17 protein-coding genes and 2 tRNA genes are annotated in these 15,447 nt (G+C 59.4%); 15 read left to right on the top strand and 4 right to left on the bottom strand.

Annotated features, from left to right (window positions below; genetic code table 11):
- The first annotated feature begins 275 nt into the window (after positions 1–275).
- On the top strand, positions 276–2,417 hold the full coding sequence (locus IP76_RS18570) for a TonB-dependent siderophore receptor (RefSeq protein WP_054159728.1): 2,142 nt from the start codon (positions 276–278) through the stop codon (positions 2,415–2,417).
- Between the two features lie 53 nt (positions 2,418–2,470).
- Here the strand turns inward: IP76_RS18570 and IP76_RS18565 are convergent, their stop codons facing one another.
- Entirely contained in the window at positions 2,471–3,364 is an 894-nt protein-coding gene (locus IP76_RS18565) for an AraC family transcriptional regulator (RefSeq protein WP_156318638.1), read from the bottom strand.
- 477 nt (positions 3,365–3,841) lie between these two features.
- Positions 3,842–3,916: transfer RNA gene (locus IP76_RS18560), tRNA-Thr, on the bottom strand.
- Positions 3,917–4,040: 124 nt separating this feature from the next.
- On the opposite strand from IP76_RS18560, the gene IP76_RS18555 reads away from it, so the two are divergent.
- From IP76_RS18555 to IP76_RS18505, 11 genes are all read left to right on the top strand, one after another.
- On the top strand, positions 4,041–4,463 hold the full coding sequence (locus tag IP76_RS18555) for a hypothetical protein (protein WP_156318637.1): 423 nt from the start codon (positions 4,041–4,043) through the stop codon (positions 4,461–4,463).
- Between the two features lie 128 nt (positions 4,464–4,591).
- Complete coding sequence (murA, locus tag IP76_RS18550; RefSeq protein WP_054159726.1) at positions 4,592–5,884, top strand: UDP-N-acetylglucosamine 1-carboxyvinyltransferase; 1,293 nt, start codon at positions 4,592–4,594, stop codon at positions 5,882–5,884.
- A gap of 145 nt (positions 5,885–6,029) precedes the next feature.
- Positions 6,030–6,467: a DUF2948 family protein gene (locus tag IP76_RS18545; protein WP_054159725.1), complete on the top strand. Its 438-nt coding sequence runs from the start codon at positions 6,030–6,032 to the stop codon at positions 6,465–6,467.
- A 58-nt stretch (positions 6,468–6,525) separates the two neighbouring features.
- Positions 6,526–7,824, top strand: a complete 1,299-nt coding sequence (gene hisD / locus IP76_RS18540; protein WP_054159724.1) for a histidinol dehydrogenase — start codon at positions 6,526–6,528, stop codon at positions 7,822–7,824.
- A 2-nt stretch (positions 7,825–7,826) separates the two neighbouring features.
- The gene (locus tag IP76_RS18535) at positions 7,827–8,300 is read left to right on the top strand and encodes a UPF0262 family protein (RefSeq protein WP_054159723.1); all 474 of its coding nucleotides are present in this window, start codon (positions 7,827–7,829) and stop codon (positions 8,298–8,300) included.
- A gap of 2 nt (positions 8,301–8,302) precedes the next feature.
- Positions 8,303–8,767 carry a low molecular weight phosphatase family protein gene (locus IP76_RS18530; protein WP_054159722.1) on the top strand — a complete coding sequence of 155 codons (465 nt, stop codon included), beginning with the start codon at positions 8,303–8,305 and terminating at the stop codon, positions 8,765–8,767.
- Positions 8,768–8,903: 136 nt separating this feature from the next.
- Positions 8,904–9,122: a translation initiation factor IF-1 gene (gene infA, locus IP76_RS18525; protein ID WP_004435948.1), complete on the top strand. Its 219-nt coding sequence runs from the start codon at positions 8,904–8,906 to the stop codon at positions 9,120–9,122.
- A gap of 25 nt (positions 9,123–9,147) precedes the next feature.
- A complete protein-coding gene (locus IP76_RS18520) occupies positions 9,148–9,768 on the top strand; it encodes a Maf-like protein (protein WP_054159721.1) in 621 nt (206 codons plus the stop codon).
- Between the two features lie 2 nt (positions 9,769–9,770).
- Positions 9,771–9,983, top strand: coding sequence for a DNA gyrase inhibitor YacG (gene yacG / locus IP76_RS18515; RefSeq protein ID WP_054159720.1), 213 nt, complete (start codon positions 9,771–9,773; stop codon positions 9,981–9,983).
- A 211-nt stretch (positions 9,984–10,194) separates the two neighbouring features.
- Positions 10,195–10,270: transfer RNA gene (locus IP76_RS18510), tRNA-Phe, on the top strand.
- 110 nt (positions 10,271–10,380) lie between these two features.
- A complete protein-coding gene (locus IP76_RS18505) occupies positions 10,381–12,054 on the top strand; it encodes a tyrosine-type recombinase/integrase (RefSeq protein ID WP_082352606.1) in 1,674 nt (557 codons plus the stop codon).
- Positions 12,055–12,063: 9 nt separating this feature from the next.
- On the opposite strand, the gene IP76_RS18500 is transcribed toward IP76_RS18505, so the two are convergent.
- Positions 12,064–12,777, bottom strand: coding sequence for a hypothetical protein (locus IP76_RS18500; RefSeq protein WP_054159718.1), 714 nt, complete (start codon positions 12,775–12,777; stop codon positions 12,064–12,066).
- A gap of 2 nt (positions 12,778–12,779) precedes the next feature.
- The gene (locus IP76_RS18495) at positions 12,780–13,346 is read right to left on the bottom strand and encodes a recombinase family protein (RefSeq protein ID WP_054159717.1); all 567 of its coding nucleotides are present in this window, start codon (positions 13,344–13,346) and stop codon (positions 12,780–12,782) included.
- A 213-nt stretch (positions 13,347–13,559) separates the two neighbouring features.
- On the opposite strand from IP76_RS18495, the gene IP76_RS18490 reads away from it, so the two are divergent.
- From IP76_RS18490 to IP76_RS18480, 3 genes are all read left to right on the top strand, one after another.
- Positions 13,560–13,901 carry a hypothetical protein gene (locus IP76_RS18490; RefSeq protein WP_054159716.1) on the top strand — a complete coding sequence of 114 codons (342 nt, stop codon included), beginning with the start codon at positions 13,560–13,562 and terminating at the stop codon, positions 13,899–13,901.
- Between the two features lie 199 nt (positions 13,902–14,100).
- Positions 14,101–14,598, top strand: coding sequence for a hypothetical protein (locus tag IP76_RS18485; RefSeq protein ID WP_054159715.1), 498 nt, complete (start codon positions 14,101–14,103; stop codon positions 14,596–14,598).
- Positions 14,599–14,619: 21 nt separating this feature from the next.
- Positions 14,620–15,159, top strand: a complete 540-nt coding sequence (locus IP76_RS18480) for a hypothetical protein (RefSeq protein WP_054159714.1) — start codon at positions 14,620–14,622, stop codon at positions 15,157–15,159.
- Positions 15,160–15,447 lie beyond the last annotated feature (288 nt).

Below are 15,447 nucleotides of genomic sequence, written 5' to 3'. Positions count from 1 at the left end.
AGGAAGGTCAAGCATCTTGCGGCCACGCCGCCCATGCCATCCTTGATTTTCCGGGGGATTCTACAAAACACGGAATTCTACAATACTGGATAGATTTTATCCAGTTAAAGAGCCGTGAAGGAAATGTTGAACGGCGCGCCATCGACCGCGAACGGAGGGGATCCGGATCACGGTGTGGGGCGAGATTGGCCGAGCGACATGGACGAGACCTGCATCGGTGGAACCCAAGATCTGCCGCAGCGGGACATCGGGACGTCACAGCACTGGAAACAGATATGGTCAGATTGAATTCCGCCGGAAACGCCGCAAGGGTCTCCATCCGCTACCGCACAGCCGTTCTTCTCGGCTGCACCGCCCTGATCGCCTTCGCGCCGCAGGTGCTGAAGGCGCAGGACGCCGATGCCGAGGCCGGGACCACCGTTCTGGAAACGATCACCGTCGAGGGCGCCGGTAAGGGCGAGGCGGATTCAAAGACGGTGGTGGCGACGGAAAGCACCGCCGTCGGCAAGATGCCCGGCGAGATCCTGACAACGCCCGCGACCGTGTCGGTCATCACGTCGAAGGAAGTCGAGCAGCGTGCCGCAGACTCGGTCGAAAAGGTGGTGCAGTATACCGCTGGCGTCACCACTGACTACTACGGTTCCGACGACCGCTACGACTATATCAAGATCCGTGGCTTCACGCCCTTCACCTACCGCGACGGCCTCGTGGTTGGCCGGACCTGGAGTGGTGTCAAGGAAGAGCCCTATGCCTTCGAACGGCTCGAAGTGCTGAAGGGCGCAAATTCCACCGGCTTTGGCGTGTCTGATCCGGGCGGCGCGATCAACTATGTCACCAAGACGCCGCGCAACGAGCGCTTCGGGGAAGTCTATGGCACGACCGGTTCGTTTGCCCACAAGGAAGCGGGCTTTGATTTCGGCGATAATCTGACCGAAGACGACACGCTGTCCTACCGCCTGACCGGCAAGTTCCAGCGCGCCGACGGCGAGTATGATTTTTCGGAAAACGATGAGAACTTTATCCAGGGCGGCCTGACATGGCGTCCGACGGATATGACCAGCCTGACCTTCGTCTTTGATCACCTCGATCGCGACGGCACACCGAGCGGCGGCGGTCATCCCCTTTATACGGATTTCGACCGTGACGTGTTCTTTGGTGAGCCAGGCTACAATTATAATACGACGAACCGCAACACCTACACCTTCATGTTCGACCACGATTTCGGCAACGGCCTGAGCTTCAATTCCACCGCTCGCTACAATAAGGCGAGTTCGGGCTTCGGCTATGCCTACATCTGGGATTCTCTCGGTGCCAGCGATCCGGCTGACACCCTGATTGATCGCAGTTTCTTCGGCAGCGAGAATTCGAGCGAACAGTTCAATATCGATGCGCATCTGCTGTATGAAACGCAGTTCGACACGATCGAAAGCCGTACCCTTGTCGGCCTCGACTACAATAATTTCCAGTCCGAAGGTGCCATGTACTACACGGCGGCGTCCCAGATCGACTGGACCAACCCGACGTATTCCGGCGGGCCAGGCGCACTGTCCCCCTATAGCAGCTCGCAGGTGGAGCAGGCGACCAATGCGATCTACCTGCAGCAGGATCTGATCTTCTCCGATCGCCTGACGGCAAGCGTCGGCCTGCGTAATGATTGGCTGGACCTGAGCGATGCGGATCTGCTGGCGGGCACCACGGCAAGTGGCGACTACAGCGAAATGAGCAAGCGCCTTGGCTTGAGCTACAAGATTACCGAGGAGCTGGCCGCCTATGTCAGCTATGCGGAATCGGTTGCGCCGCCGAGCACCGGCAACGAGCCGACCTATGGCACGCAGTATGAAGCGGGCATAAAATATCGCCCCGATGCCTTCCCGGCGATGTTCACGGCTTCGATCTATGACCTGACGCTGGAAAACATCACGACCTACGAGGCACCGATCTACCTGGCCAATACGGTCGACAAGATCAACCATCGTGGCATCGACCTCGAAGCCAAGGTCGAGGTTACCCCGAATATCGAGCTGATCGCAGGCTACAGCTACATCGACTCGAAGATCGTCGACGCCAGCACGTCCGCCAGTTCCGTCGATGGCAATCGCTTCGCCCAGGTGCCAGAGCACATGGCATCGCTCTGGGCTACGTATACGCTGGAAGGCGAGGGCGCGCGCGGCGACATGACTTTCGGTGCTGGTGCACGCTTCACCGGTTCCTACTACTTCGACAATGCCAATACACGAAAGTCTGACGGCGCGGTGGTCTTCGACGCATCATTCTCCTATGCGATCAAGGAGAACACCAGCTTCCAGCTGAATGTCAGCAATGTCTTCGACGAGAAGCATATCGCCAACAATGATGGCGGTGCCTACTACTACAACCCTGGCCGCGCGATCTACGCAACGATCCGCCAGACCTGGTAATCAACAAAAGGCCCGGCGGGTTCATCCGGCCGGGCCTTTGGCTTTTTTTGTCTTTAACTCTGCACCCTGCTGCGGCGCCAGGCGGCGGGTGTCTCGCCGACGACCTGGCGGAAAACCTTCGTCAGATGGGCCTGATCGGAAAAACCGAGCTGGGCAGCAATGTCTGCGATGGTCAGCGAACCATTGCAGAGCAGGTCCTGCGCCGCATCGATCCGGCGTGACAATTGCCATTGCAGCGGCGTCTTGCCGGTGGTTTCTCGAAAGACAGTGGCGAACCAGCTTTCCGACAGGCCAACCACCTCCGCCATCTCCGCCACCGTAATCCGCTGGTCCCCATGGGTGGCCAGGTGGCTCGTCAGCCGGTTCATCTGGGCCTGGGTGAGCCGTCCGCTCTGTATTGCTTCATCGTCCCTGGGAATGTCGAGCAGGGCGGTGGCGATGCTGCCCACCAGGCTTTCGGCAAAGAGTGGATGGCGCGTGTCCGTAGAAAGTTCGTCGACGACGAGACGGGAAAGGGCGGCCACCGGGCCGACATCCTGCACCTCGACCGGTCGCTTGATGGTGGACCTCGCCTTCGAAGCCCCAAGCGATGGCGCCAGATAGCGCATCAATCTGTCCTGATGCAGATGCAGATCGAGATGGGAGAACCGGTGCCGTGCCGAAAAGCGCGTCCACATGGGTACGCCGGCGGGCACATAAATTGCCCGCGCCATGCCCCGGTCATTCCGCCCAAGCTGATTTTCCCGATCAGCGACCCGGATCTGGCTCGATACATCGTTGAAGAAGAAGACGATCCGCGGATCGGGCGACAGGTAGTAGCCACTGGCGCCCGCCTGGGCCTCGGCCTCCCAATGCACGCCGACAATGCCGTCCAGAGACCGCCATTTCGCGGGCAAAATAGCACGGATGCCATCGGTCTCTGCTTGCATAGAATGGAGATAGGTCATTCGTTCTGTCTCGGGCCACTAGAGCCACTCTTGCAAATGAAATGCGCAGCGCTTCTGCATGTTTATTCTGTGAAAACAACGAGATAAACCATCTTCAACACGTCGTTTTCGCCGGGAATACGCGGGCCTGTCGCGCTTTGAAGGCCGCAGCCGACGCCGCCTAACATCGGCCAGAAAGTCTGTTTCGTCAATAAAGGTGACAATCCATATCATATTATATGGGCTGGAAGCAGCTTTGGTCTGCCGCTGAGTTTCCGGTATGACCTCTGGTGTCGGCGCAGCAAAATTCCAGCGCTGACGACGTGGATTCTGATTCAGCGTGTACCTTGCCCGATGGCGATATGCGCCTGTAGGCCAAACACGCCTTCGTAGGGTCTTCCTGGATGCAGAGACCTTGCAGCATGACCGGCAAGATCAGCCGAGTATCACCGAGCGAACGCGCACTACGATGGTTACAACGATTTCAAGGGGATGGAATGGTGCTGCTAGAGAGATTTGAACTCTCGGCCTCTCCCTTACCAAGGGAGTGCTCTACCCCTGAGCTATAGCAGCATCTGGCGGGCGAAGGTTGGTGTCGCCCGGAACGAGGGGCCTATTGCCACAGACTTTCGGGCAGCGCAAGCCGGAAAAGCGATTGATGCCGGATGTTTTGTGACAAGGCCGTGTCGGGCTTCCGGTGCGACGCAGTTTCCGCTATCACCCGGGCATGGCAGAAGACGCGGAAAACAAGGGCATTGCGCCCGATGATACGGCCCAGGTCGGGGTCGGCAGCAGCGGGGAGGGGAACCTCACCGATCGTGGGGCGCGTGGGTTGAGCGAGGCCGAGCAGCGGCGAAGGATCCGGGCAGCAGAGAAACTGCGCGAGAATCTGGCGCGGCGCAAGCAGCAGTCTCGGGCCCGCCGTGCAGGTCAGGCGGAAGATGGCGAAGGGCTTCCCGCAGCGCGCCCCTCGGCCGAGCAGGCGACGGAGACGCCTGCTGTAGAAGCCTCCCAGCCGTCGAAGCAACAGCCGGCCGCCGACACCCCGTCGGCCGGCATGGGCGTGGACGAACCTGTTGTTGCCATCTCTGCCGCAAATTCGTCCAAACCCGGTGATTAACCGAACGTGACGGGCTTCGTTGAACCGGTCGCGCTTTTCGTCTAAGGAGCCAGCCTCGCTAGGCAAGGCTCATCCCTCACTCGCTCATCAAGGAAAGGCGGGCGTTCGCGCCCGTATCGTAGGTTCACATGGATCGCATCAGGATCGTCGGTGGTAATGCATTGAACGGGATCATTCCGATCTCCGGTGCGAAGAATGCAGCGCTTCCGCTGATGATTGCCTCGCTTCTGACCTCCGATACGCTGACGCTGGAAAACGTGCCTCATCTGGCAGACGTTGAAAATCTCCTGCGCATCCTCGGCAATCACGGCGTCGACATCTCGGTCAACGGCCGCCGCGAGCATCAGGACGGTTCCTATTCCCGCACCGTGCATTTCACCTGCCGCACCATCGCCGATACCACCGCACCTTACGAGCTGGTGTCGAAGATGCGGGCGAGCTTCTGGGTCATCGGGCCGCTTCTGGCCCGTTGCGGTCAGGCCCGCGTCTCGCTGCCCGGCGGCTGCGCCATCGGCACGCGCCCCGTCGACCTCTTCATCGAGGGCCTCCAGGCCCTCGGCGCCGAGATGGAAATCGATAGTGGCTACATCAATGCCAAAGCCCCAGAGGGCGGCCTGATCGGCGCGCGCTACACCTTCCCCAAGGTCTCGGTCGGCGCCACCCATGTCATGTTGATGGCAGCCTCGCTCGCCCGCGGCACGACCGTGATCGGCAATGCGGCGCGCGAACCGGAAGTGGTCGATCTCGCCAACTGCCTGATCGCCATGGGCGCGAAGATCTCGGGCGCCGGAACCTCCACCATCACCATCGAAGGCGTGACCAGCCTGTCGGGCGCCCGCCACCGCGTGCTGCCGGATCGCATCGAGACCGGCACCTATGCCATGGCGGTTGCCATGACGGGTGGCGACGTCACGCTGTCGGGAACGGATATCAGCCTGCTCGACACGGCGATTGAGGCGATCCGTCGCGCCGGCGCCGAAGTTTCGGCCGTCGAGGGTGGCATTCGCGTCATTGGCCATGGCGACCAGATCCGTCCGGTCGACATCGTCACCGAGCCCTATCCGGGCTTCCCGACAGACCTGCAGGCGCAGTTCATGGGTCTGATGACCCGCGCCCAGGGTGTTTCGCATGTCACGGAAACGATCTTCGAAAACCGCTTCATGCATGTGCAGGAGCTTGCCCGCCTCGGCGCCAAGATCACGCTGAACGGCCAGACGGCCCGTATTGAAGGCGTGTCGCGTCTGCGCGGTGCACCCGTCATGGCAACCGACCTGCGCGCCTCCGTGTCGCTGGTCATCGCCGGTCTGGCAGCCGAAGGCGAAACCATGGTCAGCCGCGTCTATCATCTCGATCGCGGCTTCGAGCGGCTGGAAGAAAAGCTCACCCGCTGCGGCGCGATTGTCGAGCGTATCAGCGACTGATCGACCGACGAAACACCTCATCCGGACTGCAACGGGACGAAAAGTCTTTTTGTCCCGTTGCCACTGGACAAGCGGCAACCTATGTCGACAACATGAAATCGACGGGGACTGCAAGGCGGTCTTCAGGCTGCAATAGTGAGGTGACATGACGGACCTGAAACTTCTGGCGCTCGATGCCGATGATCTCGCGATCATTTCGGCGCATATGCAGGACGCCGTTTTCAAGGTTGGTGATCTGAGCTTCTCTGCCCGCTCCGGCGTCTTTTCGCTCGCCGGCAATCGCTTTGTCTGGGAAAAGGCCGATCGAGCGAAGAAAAGCTTCGAGCGTCGCCGCGCCGGACTGAGCTTCAAGCGCGTCGAGGCGGTCCGCTCGATCGGGTTTGATCGCGGCAAGGTGGATGAAGTGATGAGTCTGCTTGCGGTTCGTTATGTGCCAACAGGCGAGGGGCCTGATGGCGTCATCGAACTGGTGCTGGCCGGCGGCGGGATGGTCGCACTCGAGGTGGAGTGCATCGAGGCCCAGCTCGCCGATATTGGCGGCGCCTGGGAGACGACGGCAAAGCCGGAGCACGAGGCCGACTGAGGGCACTCTCTGTGGCGCAGCAATTTGAAATGGCAGTCTGAGAAGGAAGTGTGGGGACGTGGCAATCTGGCTGGATCAGGCATCGGGGGATTTTGAGGCGCGATTTGCCGCCTTCCTGACGACGAAGCGTGAAGTATCCGACGATGTGAACGATGTCGTGCGCAAGATCATCGACGATGTGCGCCTTCGCGGTGACGCGGCGCTTGCCGATTATTCGAAGCGTTTCGACGGCGTGGACTTCTCCACCGTATCAATGCGTGTCAGCGATGCCGAGATCGAGGCGGCGACGACGGCGACGGCGCCTGAGTTGATCGATGCCCTGATGCTGGCAGCCGAGCGCATCGAACGCCATCACGCGCGCCAGATGCCCAAGGACGATATCTACGAGGACGCAATCGGCGTCGGCCTCGGCTCGCGCTGGACGGCCATCGATGCCGTCGGCCTTTACGTTCCCGGCGGTACGGCAAGCTATCCGAGTTCCGTCCTGATGAATGCGCTTCCCGCCAAGGTGGCCGGCGTGCCGCGCGTTGTCATGGTCGTGCCGGCAACCGGCGGCGCAATCAATCCGACGGTGCTCGCGGCGGCAAAGATTGCCGGCGTTACCGAGATCTACCGCATCGGCGGCGCTCAGGCTGTCGCGGCACTCGCCTATGGTACGGAAACGATCGCCTCGGTCGCCAAGATCGTCGGCCCCGGCAATGCCTATGTTGCCGCCGCCAAGCGCCAGGTCTTCGGCACTGTCGGCATCGACATGATTGCCGGTCCCTCGGAAGTGCTCATCATTGCCGACAAGGACAATGATCCGGACTGGCTCGCCGCTGACTTGCTCGCCCAGGCCGAACACGATCCGGGCGCCCAGTCGATTGTCATCACCGACGATCGTGCGCTCGGCGAGGCGGTCGAAGCCGCTGTCGAACGGCAGTTGAAAAGCCTTCCCCGCGCCGAAACAGCCTCCGCCAGCTGGCGTGATTTCGGTGCCATCATCAAGGTCGAGCGGCTGGCCGATTCGATCCCGCTCGCCAACCGTATTGCGGCCGAACATCTGGAGCTTGCGGTTGATGACCCCGAACCCTTGATCGACGGCATCCGCAATGCCGGCGCGATCTTTGTCGGGCGCCATACACCGGAAGTGATCGGCGATTATGTCGGTGGCTCCAACCATGTCCTGCCGACCGCGCGTTCGGCGCGTTTCTCCTCGGGACTGGGCGTGCTGGACTACGTCAAGCGTACCTCGATCCTGCGGCTCGGCCCTGAGCAGTTGCGCAAGCTGGCACCGGCGGCGATTGCGTTGGCGAAGTCGGAAGGGCTCGACGCCCATGCCCGCTCTGTCGCCATTCGTCTCAATCTCGGGAGCTAGCAATGGCGGCTGGCGACTTCCGGCTCTGCGATGTCGTGCTGGACGAGACCATTGGTCGGTCCACGCCTGATGTCGAGCATGAGCGGGCGGTCGCCATCTTCGATCTGATCGAAGAGAATTCGTTTCAACCGGTCGGTCACGCGGGTGGCCCTTACCGGCTCTATCTGTCGCTGATGGACCGCAAGCTGGTGTTTTCGATCAAGACCGAAGACGGTGGCGATGTTGCCGTCCACATCCTGTCGCTGACACCGCTGCAAAGGATCATCAAGGACTACTTCATGATCTGCGAGAGCTATTACGAGGCGATCCGTTCGTCGACGCCGTCGCAGATCGAAGCCATCGACATGGGACGGCGCGGCATCCACAATGACGGCTCACAGACATTGATGGACAGGCTCGCCGGCAAGATCGTCATCGACTTCGACACCGCCCGCCGGCTGTTCACGCTGGTCTGCGTGCTTTACTGGCGCGGCTGAGCATGGAAAGCGATGCGCCGGATGCCGGCAAGCCCCGCCGCCCCGGTGCAGTTCTTTTCGTCTGCGGGATGAATGCAATCCGTTCGCCGATGGCCGAAGCAATCGCACGGGCGATGTTGCCGTCGGGCGTATATGTCGCCTCCGCCGGCGTTCGCCGCGGCGAGAGCGATCCCTTCGTTGATGCGGTTCTCGATGAATTGGGATTGGTCGCTCCCAAGCATCCACCACAAACGCTGGACGATCTGGAAGACGACTATTTCGATCTTGTCGTGACCCTGTCGCCAGAGGCGCATCATGCAGCCCTCGAACTGACACGTCAGACGGCGGTCGAGGTTGAATACTGGCCAATGCCGGATCCTTCCGGCACGACCGGCACGCGGGACCAGATCCTGGATGCCTATCGCGATGTGCGGAACCGACTGGAAAAACACATCGTAGAGCGCCTCATACAGGCCGAAAACCGCTAAAAAGTCCCGGATTCGGGCAATGCCGAAAAGCCTGATCTACACGGTTCACAAAGTGACAGGGATTGTGTAGTTTCCGCGCACATTTTTAAGGGCGCAAATGTCGCCCCTTTGAAACCCCAGGAAAGACAACTGCTCAATGGCTAAAGAAGAAGTCCTCGAATTCCCCGGCGTCGTGACCGAACTGTTGCCGAACGCAACCTTCCGCGTGAAGCTCGAAAACGAACATGAGATCATCGCCCATACGGCAGGCCGCATGCGCAAGAACCGCATTCGCGTTCTCGCTGGCGACAAAGTACTGGTTGAAATGACGCCGTACGACCTGACCAAGGGCCGCATTACCTATCGCTTCAAGTGAGCGTCGCCTCCGGCCGCGAGGGATCATGGAACTGAGACACAAACTGATACTGGCATCGGGTTCTCCCCGGCGAGTGGACCTGTTGAAACAGGCCCATATCGAACCGGCGCGCCTGATGCCGATGGATCTCGACGAGACCCCGAAGAAGGCCGAGCATCCGCGCTCACTCGCCCGCCGCCTCTCGGCCGACAAGGCCAAAGCCGCCTACCAGGAGGTCCGAAAGGACCTTGCATGGAACGGCAGCTTTATTCTGGCAGCCGATACGGTCGTAGCCGTTGGCCGGCGCATCCTGCCGAAGGCCGAACTGATGCAGGAGGCATCCTCGGCGCTGCATCTACTCTCCGGCCGCAGCCATTGGGTCTTCACCGGTGTCTGCCTGATCACGCCTGATGGCAAGCAGCGCCAGAAGATCGTCGAGACCAAGGTTCGCTTCAAGCGTCTGTCGGGCTATGACATCGAATGTTATCTCGCTTCCGGCGAATGGCGCGGCAAGGCTGGCGCCTATGCCATCCAGGGCATTGCCGGATCCTTCGTGCAGAAAATGGTCGGCTCCTACACGAATGTTGTCGGCCTGCCCCTGTTCGAGACATTGCAGATGCTCTCAGGCGAGGGCTATGACGTTCACACCCCCTGGACCGAGGGCTGAGTATGTCTGAAGATGAAACCGGCCGCCTGGCCAAGGTGGAGCCGCTGCGCAAGGCGCTGCCGTGTCCCGAATGCAAAAGGCCCTCGACCCGCGAGGACTATCCTTTCTGCTCGGACCGTTGCCGCAATCTCGACCTGTCCCGCTGGCTGAAGGGCTCCTACGCGATCCCGGTCGTTGACGACGAAAGCCAGGCAGAAGACGACGGTCGCGGCTGACGCTGCGGTCGAACCCGGGTTCGGCTGCTTTGCAGCCTGAACCGGATCTGCTTGTTCGCATTGCATTTTCTGGGATTTTCACATCTTCTTCAAAAAAGTGCCTTCAGGTGCTTGCCATGGCCGAACAAGATGTTATAACCCCGCTCGCTCCCGGGGGACAGACCCCGGCGGTTCCGAGAAGGAGCCGGCAGGTTTCGCAAGAAGCCGAGATGCCCGGATAGCTCAGTTGGTAGAGCAGCGGATTGAAAATCCGCGTGTCGGTGGTTCAAATCCGCCTCCGGGCACCACTATCTTCCCGATATCAGTCAGGACAGATACTTAAGCCTTTTCAAGAAATTGCGCATCACCTACTGTGTGACAAAGGTGTGTGACATTGCGCATTAGGCTGGCTAGTCCCATGAAGCGAAGCGGCTCCTCCAAGGCGTACTTTGAGAAGCGTATACCGTCCGACCTCGTGGGCCGGATGGATGGCGTAAAGTTCGTCGTGCCTCTCTCGGAAGACCGTCGCGATGATGTCTTGGTGGCCCTAAAGCCTGGGATGCGTTCGATACGCTTCTCCCTCCGCACCTCTCATCCCTCAGAGATCAAGAAGCGCCAAGCGGCTGCACTAAGCTACTTTGAGGACCGCTTTGAGGAGGTCCGCAACAGTCGGCCCCTGACGCTCACCCATCGCCAAGCTACGGCACTTGCGGGCAAGCTCTATGAGGGCTGGGCTGCTGGACCCGATAAGGTCAGGACGATGGTCCTGGAGGGTGAGCGTGGAAATTGGAAAGTCTCCTATCGGCTGGACGAGGCGGAGGACGAAGAGCTAACCCGTGAGGCAGCCGCCGCCTTTAGAGACCGCCAAGGAACTGATGAAGCCCAGAGGGACCTAGAGGGACTAAGCCGCATTGTGGACGGGCTGCTCCTGAAGGATGGCTTCCCGCTCGTCTCTGGGGAGACTAAAGCGCTAGTGGTGCCCATGTTTTACAGGGCTCTCGTGGAGGGTCTTGAGGCTGGGGCCAAGAGAGCGGGTGGGGACTATAGCCCCGATCCGGTGGCCGCTCGGTTCCCCAAATGGGAGAGACCTCAGCAAGGCGAAGCGCCACGGCATAAAGGCCCCTCCGATGAGGTGTCACTCACTGGTCTCGTGGATGGATGGTGGAAGGAAGCAAAGGCCTCGGGACTGACCCTAAGCACCTATGAGGGTTATCAGGCCACCTTTCGGAGGCTCTCCCTTTTCCTCGGGCATGATGACGCCTCCAGGGTGACCCCAGGGGACATAGTGAAATACAAGGATCACCGCCTAGCTACCCCAGATGCAAGGACGGGCAGACCCATCACCCCCAAGACCTTCAGGGGTATCGATCTCTCAGGGATGCGTAGTGTCTTTGACTGGGCCGTGGCTAACCTGAAGATCTCCGCCAATCCAGCCAAGGGTGTCACGGTCAAGGCGGCTAGGCAGATCAAGCTTAGGGAGCGGGACTTCACGATAGAAGAGGCCACTGCACTCCTGAAGGCCGCCAATGAGGTTCTTAGTGGTGTCTCCAGGCCGAACCGCACTCAGTTGGCTTGTCGGTGGATCCCTTGGCTATGCGCCTACTCTGGGGCACGTGTCGGGGAACTCGTCCAGCTTCGCAAAGAAGACATCAGGTATGACCACGGGACTAGCTCCTGGGTCATGACGATTACCCCTGAGGCGGGCACTGTAAAGGGGAAGGAGGCGAGGGAGATCCCGCTCCACCCTCATCTCCTGGAGATGGGCTTTGGGAAGTTTGTAGATGCGACCAGGGACGGCTTCTTGTTCATGGACATCAAGCCAGGAGCAACGGCTAGAGGTGTCTGGAGGAGCAAGAAGAACCGCCTAGCCGAGTTCGCTCGGAAGATAGTGACGGACCCCAATGTGGCCCCTAACCATGGCTGGAGGCACACCTTTAAAACCCGTGGCTTTGAGGCGGACATCCAAGAGAAGGTGCTGGACGCCATCTGTGGTCATGCTCCGGTGACAGTGGGCAGGGCCTACGGGTCCGTCTCACTGCAAACGAAGGTTGACGCCATGAAAGCCTTCCCAGAATACCAGATCCTGGAATAGCCGCCGTGACTACCTTGGGTCACTCACATTAAGACCTATTGCCCTCAGGAATGCCCTTCCGAAAGTGGACAATGAGTGAGAGCCCTCAGGTCTTCCGAAGGCGTCGTAGATGGGGAAGTGGGTACGGCCAAGGCCCTTCTCAGTCTTCTGGGAGAACGAAAGCAAGGAGAGCCGCTCCAGCTTATTCAGGGATGCTTTCCAGGAAGCCTCTTCCTCATGTCCCGTCGCGTCTGAACCTATGTAGGTCAACGCCTGGGGTCTGAGGGTCTCCAGCTCTCTGAACGACAAGATGGGATCGCGGTAGGCGTAGAGAATTGCCACCTCTAGGTCATCCAACTGCTCAAGGATGCCAAGGGTTCTTCGCCACTTCAGCAAGTTCCTGTCCTCGTCCTTCAGGCCGCTAGATACAAGCGACACGATGTGTCCCAACCTTTCCGGCGAGACAGCACGTGCGGCCAACATTGCCCCATCCTCCAACAGGGCCACGGCCTCAGGCTTTCCGTTGATCGCTGTCTTTTGCCCTTCCTCCAAGCCCTCTAGGCGCTCGTCCAGGAGGCGGAGAAACCTCTCCAGTCGATCCATTCTCTGGTTCGGAATCACGTTTGTTATGATCTCTGAAAGGAAGGGTCCCAAGACCGGGACTGAGCCCGATACGCTGCGTAGGATTGCTACGGATCGATCTCTCTCGTCTGGTCCAAGGTGGGGGCTGTCTTTCTGGTCCATCGTCAGGCTGCCTCTTTGAGTATCCTGAAGACACTAGCACGGCTGATGCCCAAAGCCTCCACGATCTGGGGGACGTTCTTGCCTTCTGCCTTCAGCTTCAAGACCTCATGGGCTTTCCGCTGGGCCGTGGGCTGCCTGCCAGTGTATCGACCCTCAGCCTTGGCCTTGGCGATGCCTTCCCGTTGACGCTCCAGCATTAGCTCCCGTTCGAACTCAGCGATGGACCCCAGGAGGTTCAACATGAGCTTTCCGGTGGGAGTGGCGGTGTCTAGGTTCATGGTGAGGATGCGAAGCTCTACCCCCTTCTCCTTGAGCCTCCCGGTGATAGTCACGAGGTCTGCCACTGAGCGGGCTAGGCGGTCCAGCTTGGTGACCACCAAGATGTCCCCCTCACGTACCCACTCCAGGGCCTTGTCGAGTTCGGGCCTCTTGTCCGCAACTGAGGAGATTTCCTCTTTGAAGATCTTGGTGCATCCCGCCGCCTGGAGGTCTCGTAGCTGGGCTTCAAGTCCTGCCTTCTGGTCGGTGGTGGAGGTGCGGGCATATCCAATCAAGACGGGGCTGCTCATAGGGTGATCTCCTCAAAGTCTCACATGACATAAAGACAATATGAGACTATGCATCTCAAAAGTCAATACCCATTCGTGTGAGACTGTTTCGGCTATCTCTGAGACAGACTCACAAGGGCAAGGTCTAGTGAGACTGTGGACACCCAAAGTTTGTCTGTCGCGGTTGCACCACCATGAGTAATGTCTTCAGACACATTCTCGTCCAGGTGCTTCATGATCCGCATTGCTATCGCTGCCTCCTTGCTCCTCTCCTCCGCATCGGCCTCCTGGGCCTGCTACGAGCCGTCCGTCTATCTCTCGATGCCCACGGCCCCATCGTCTCTCTCAAAGCCAGACGTGCCGTATTGCCTCCAGGGGTTCGGCTACTCAGGGACCCACACGTGTGATGATTGGGAGATCACCTCGTATCAGAACGAAGTGGAGGAGTATGTCGATGACCTCCAGGACTACATGAATGAGGCCATAGAGGTGGCCCGCAAGGCGACTGCATTTGCCCAGGAGGCGGAGGAGTACGCTAGGTGTGAGGCGGAAGAGGTGGCCAGCCAACACAAGTAGGTCCCTCCGGTGAGCAGGCACTCTGCAAATTTCCGCCTGGGGGGCACGGGGGGAAGTGCGACCGCTGGCACGTTCATTCCAGATGTCGCGTGAGTGACCCATTTTGCATGTCCGGTGGATTGCTGTGTGTTCACGCTTTGTGCGTTGACTATTAGACCGACTCGATGGAACCCTCAGGTACCGAACAAGGAGAGAACCTTTGGTAGACTTAGCGCTGTTGACTGGCTTGGCGGGTGGCCTGAAGACCGCCGTGGACATTGGGAAGACCATCAAGGAGATCAATGATCTCACCGTGATCCGCTCCAAGGTCATCGAGATGCAAGACATCATCTTGGGTGCCCAATCCTCCGCCATGGCTGCCCAGACCCAGCTCTTTGAACTCCTTCAGGAGAACTCAGAGTTGAAGGCCAAGGTCGCCGCCGTGGATGACTGGAAAGCGACTGCCGCAAGGTATCAGCTTAGGGACTTTGGCGAAGGCACCTATGCGTATGAACTCAAGGAAGACGCTGCGAATGGGGAGCCTCCACACAAGCTCTGCCCAGTCTGCTTTGAGAATGGCAAGAGGTCACTCCTCCAGTTCCAGGGCAAGACGGCCTCCAAGCAGGACATCAATAAATGCCTCTCGTGCGGTGGGGATTTCTATCTTGGAACCAGAGCGGAGATCAATTGGCCCTCTCGTCCTAACAGGCGCGTGTGACCGCATGGTGAGGCAGACCGTATGACCTGGGAAGAGATACTCCCTGCACTCATTGGGGCAGGCATCGGGACGGCCATAGTGGAGGCTGGGACCACCCTCTATCAGTACTTCAAGACGGGCAGGAACCAAGCGTCCTTCCTGGCCTTTAGGGTCGTCATTCAGATGGAGAGCTATGCGGCGCAGTGCATTAGTCGGCTCTTTGATGTCGACAACTGGGACAGTTCACGAGGAGCCATGGGCCATATTTGGGTTCTGCTTCCCGACTTCCCTGAGTTCCCTGAAGATCCTGATGGCTGGCGTAATGTGGGAACGGATGTAATGCATCTGGCTTATACCCTGCGGTCTGACCACGAAGCGGTCCAGTCAAGTCAGTTCTTCCTGTCGGACGAGGTGGGTGGAGAGGAGGCCTTGGAGAGCTTTCCTCCTGTGTGCTGGAAGATGGCCCACCAAGCGCTGCTCGTCGCACGAAATATTAGGTTGCGTTATGGCTTCCCCGAGGGGGCCGCTGGTACCTGGGGACACGTCGAGGGGTTGAGGTGGAAGTTCGAGGTTAAGGACTAGCCGTCCCAATCCCCTATCCCGGTACCAAGGCGGTCACTTTGAGCACCAAAAGCAAGGGACCGAAAACAATCACTGATAGGATGACACGAGGCCGCCTTTAAGTTCTCCCTAAAGCAAACCTGATGCCCACCTCCAGGCTGGGGAGACACCTCTCCTCCTCACTGCTTCCTAAAGGCCCAGCTTCATGCCTCCCTCACGGGTAACCTGAGGCAGAACATCATGTTATTACATATAGGAAGCTTAATGTGTCCTGAGGCTGGGCGTCACATAGGGCGTTCATTGGGGTCT

It is taken from the genome of Rhizobium sp. AAP43 (genome assembly GCF_001296045.1).
Taxonomy (GTDB): Bacteria; Pseudomonadota; Alphaproteobacteria; order Rhizobiales; family Rhizobiaceae; genus Allorhizobium.
Note: the sequence above shows the minus strand (reverse complement) of the source record. Positions and strands in the feature narration are given on the sequence as shown.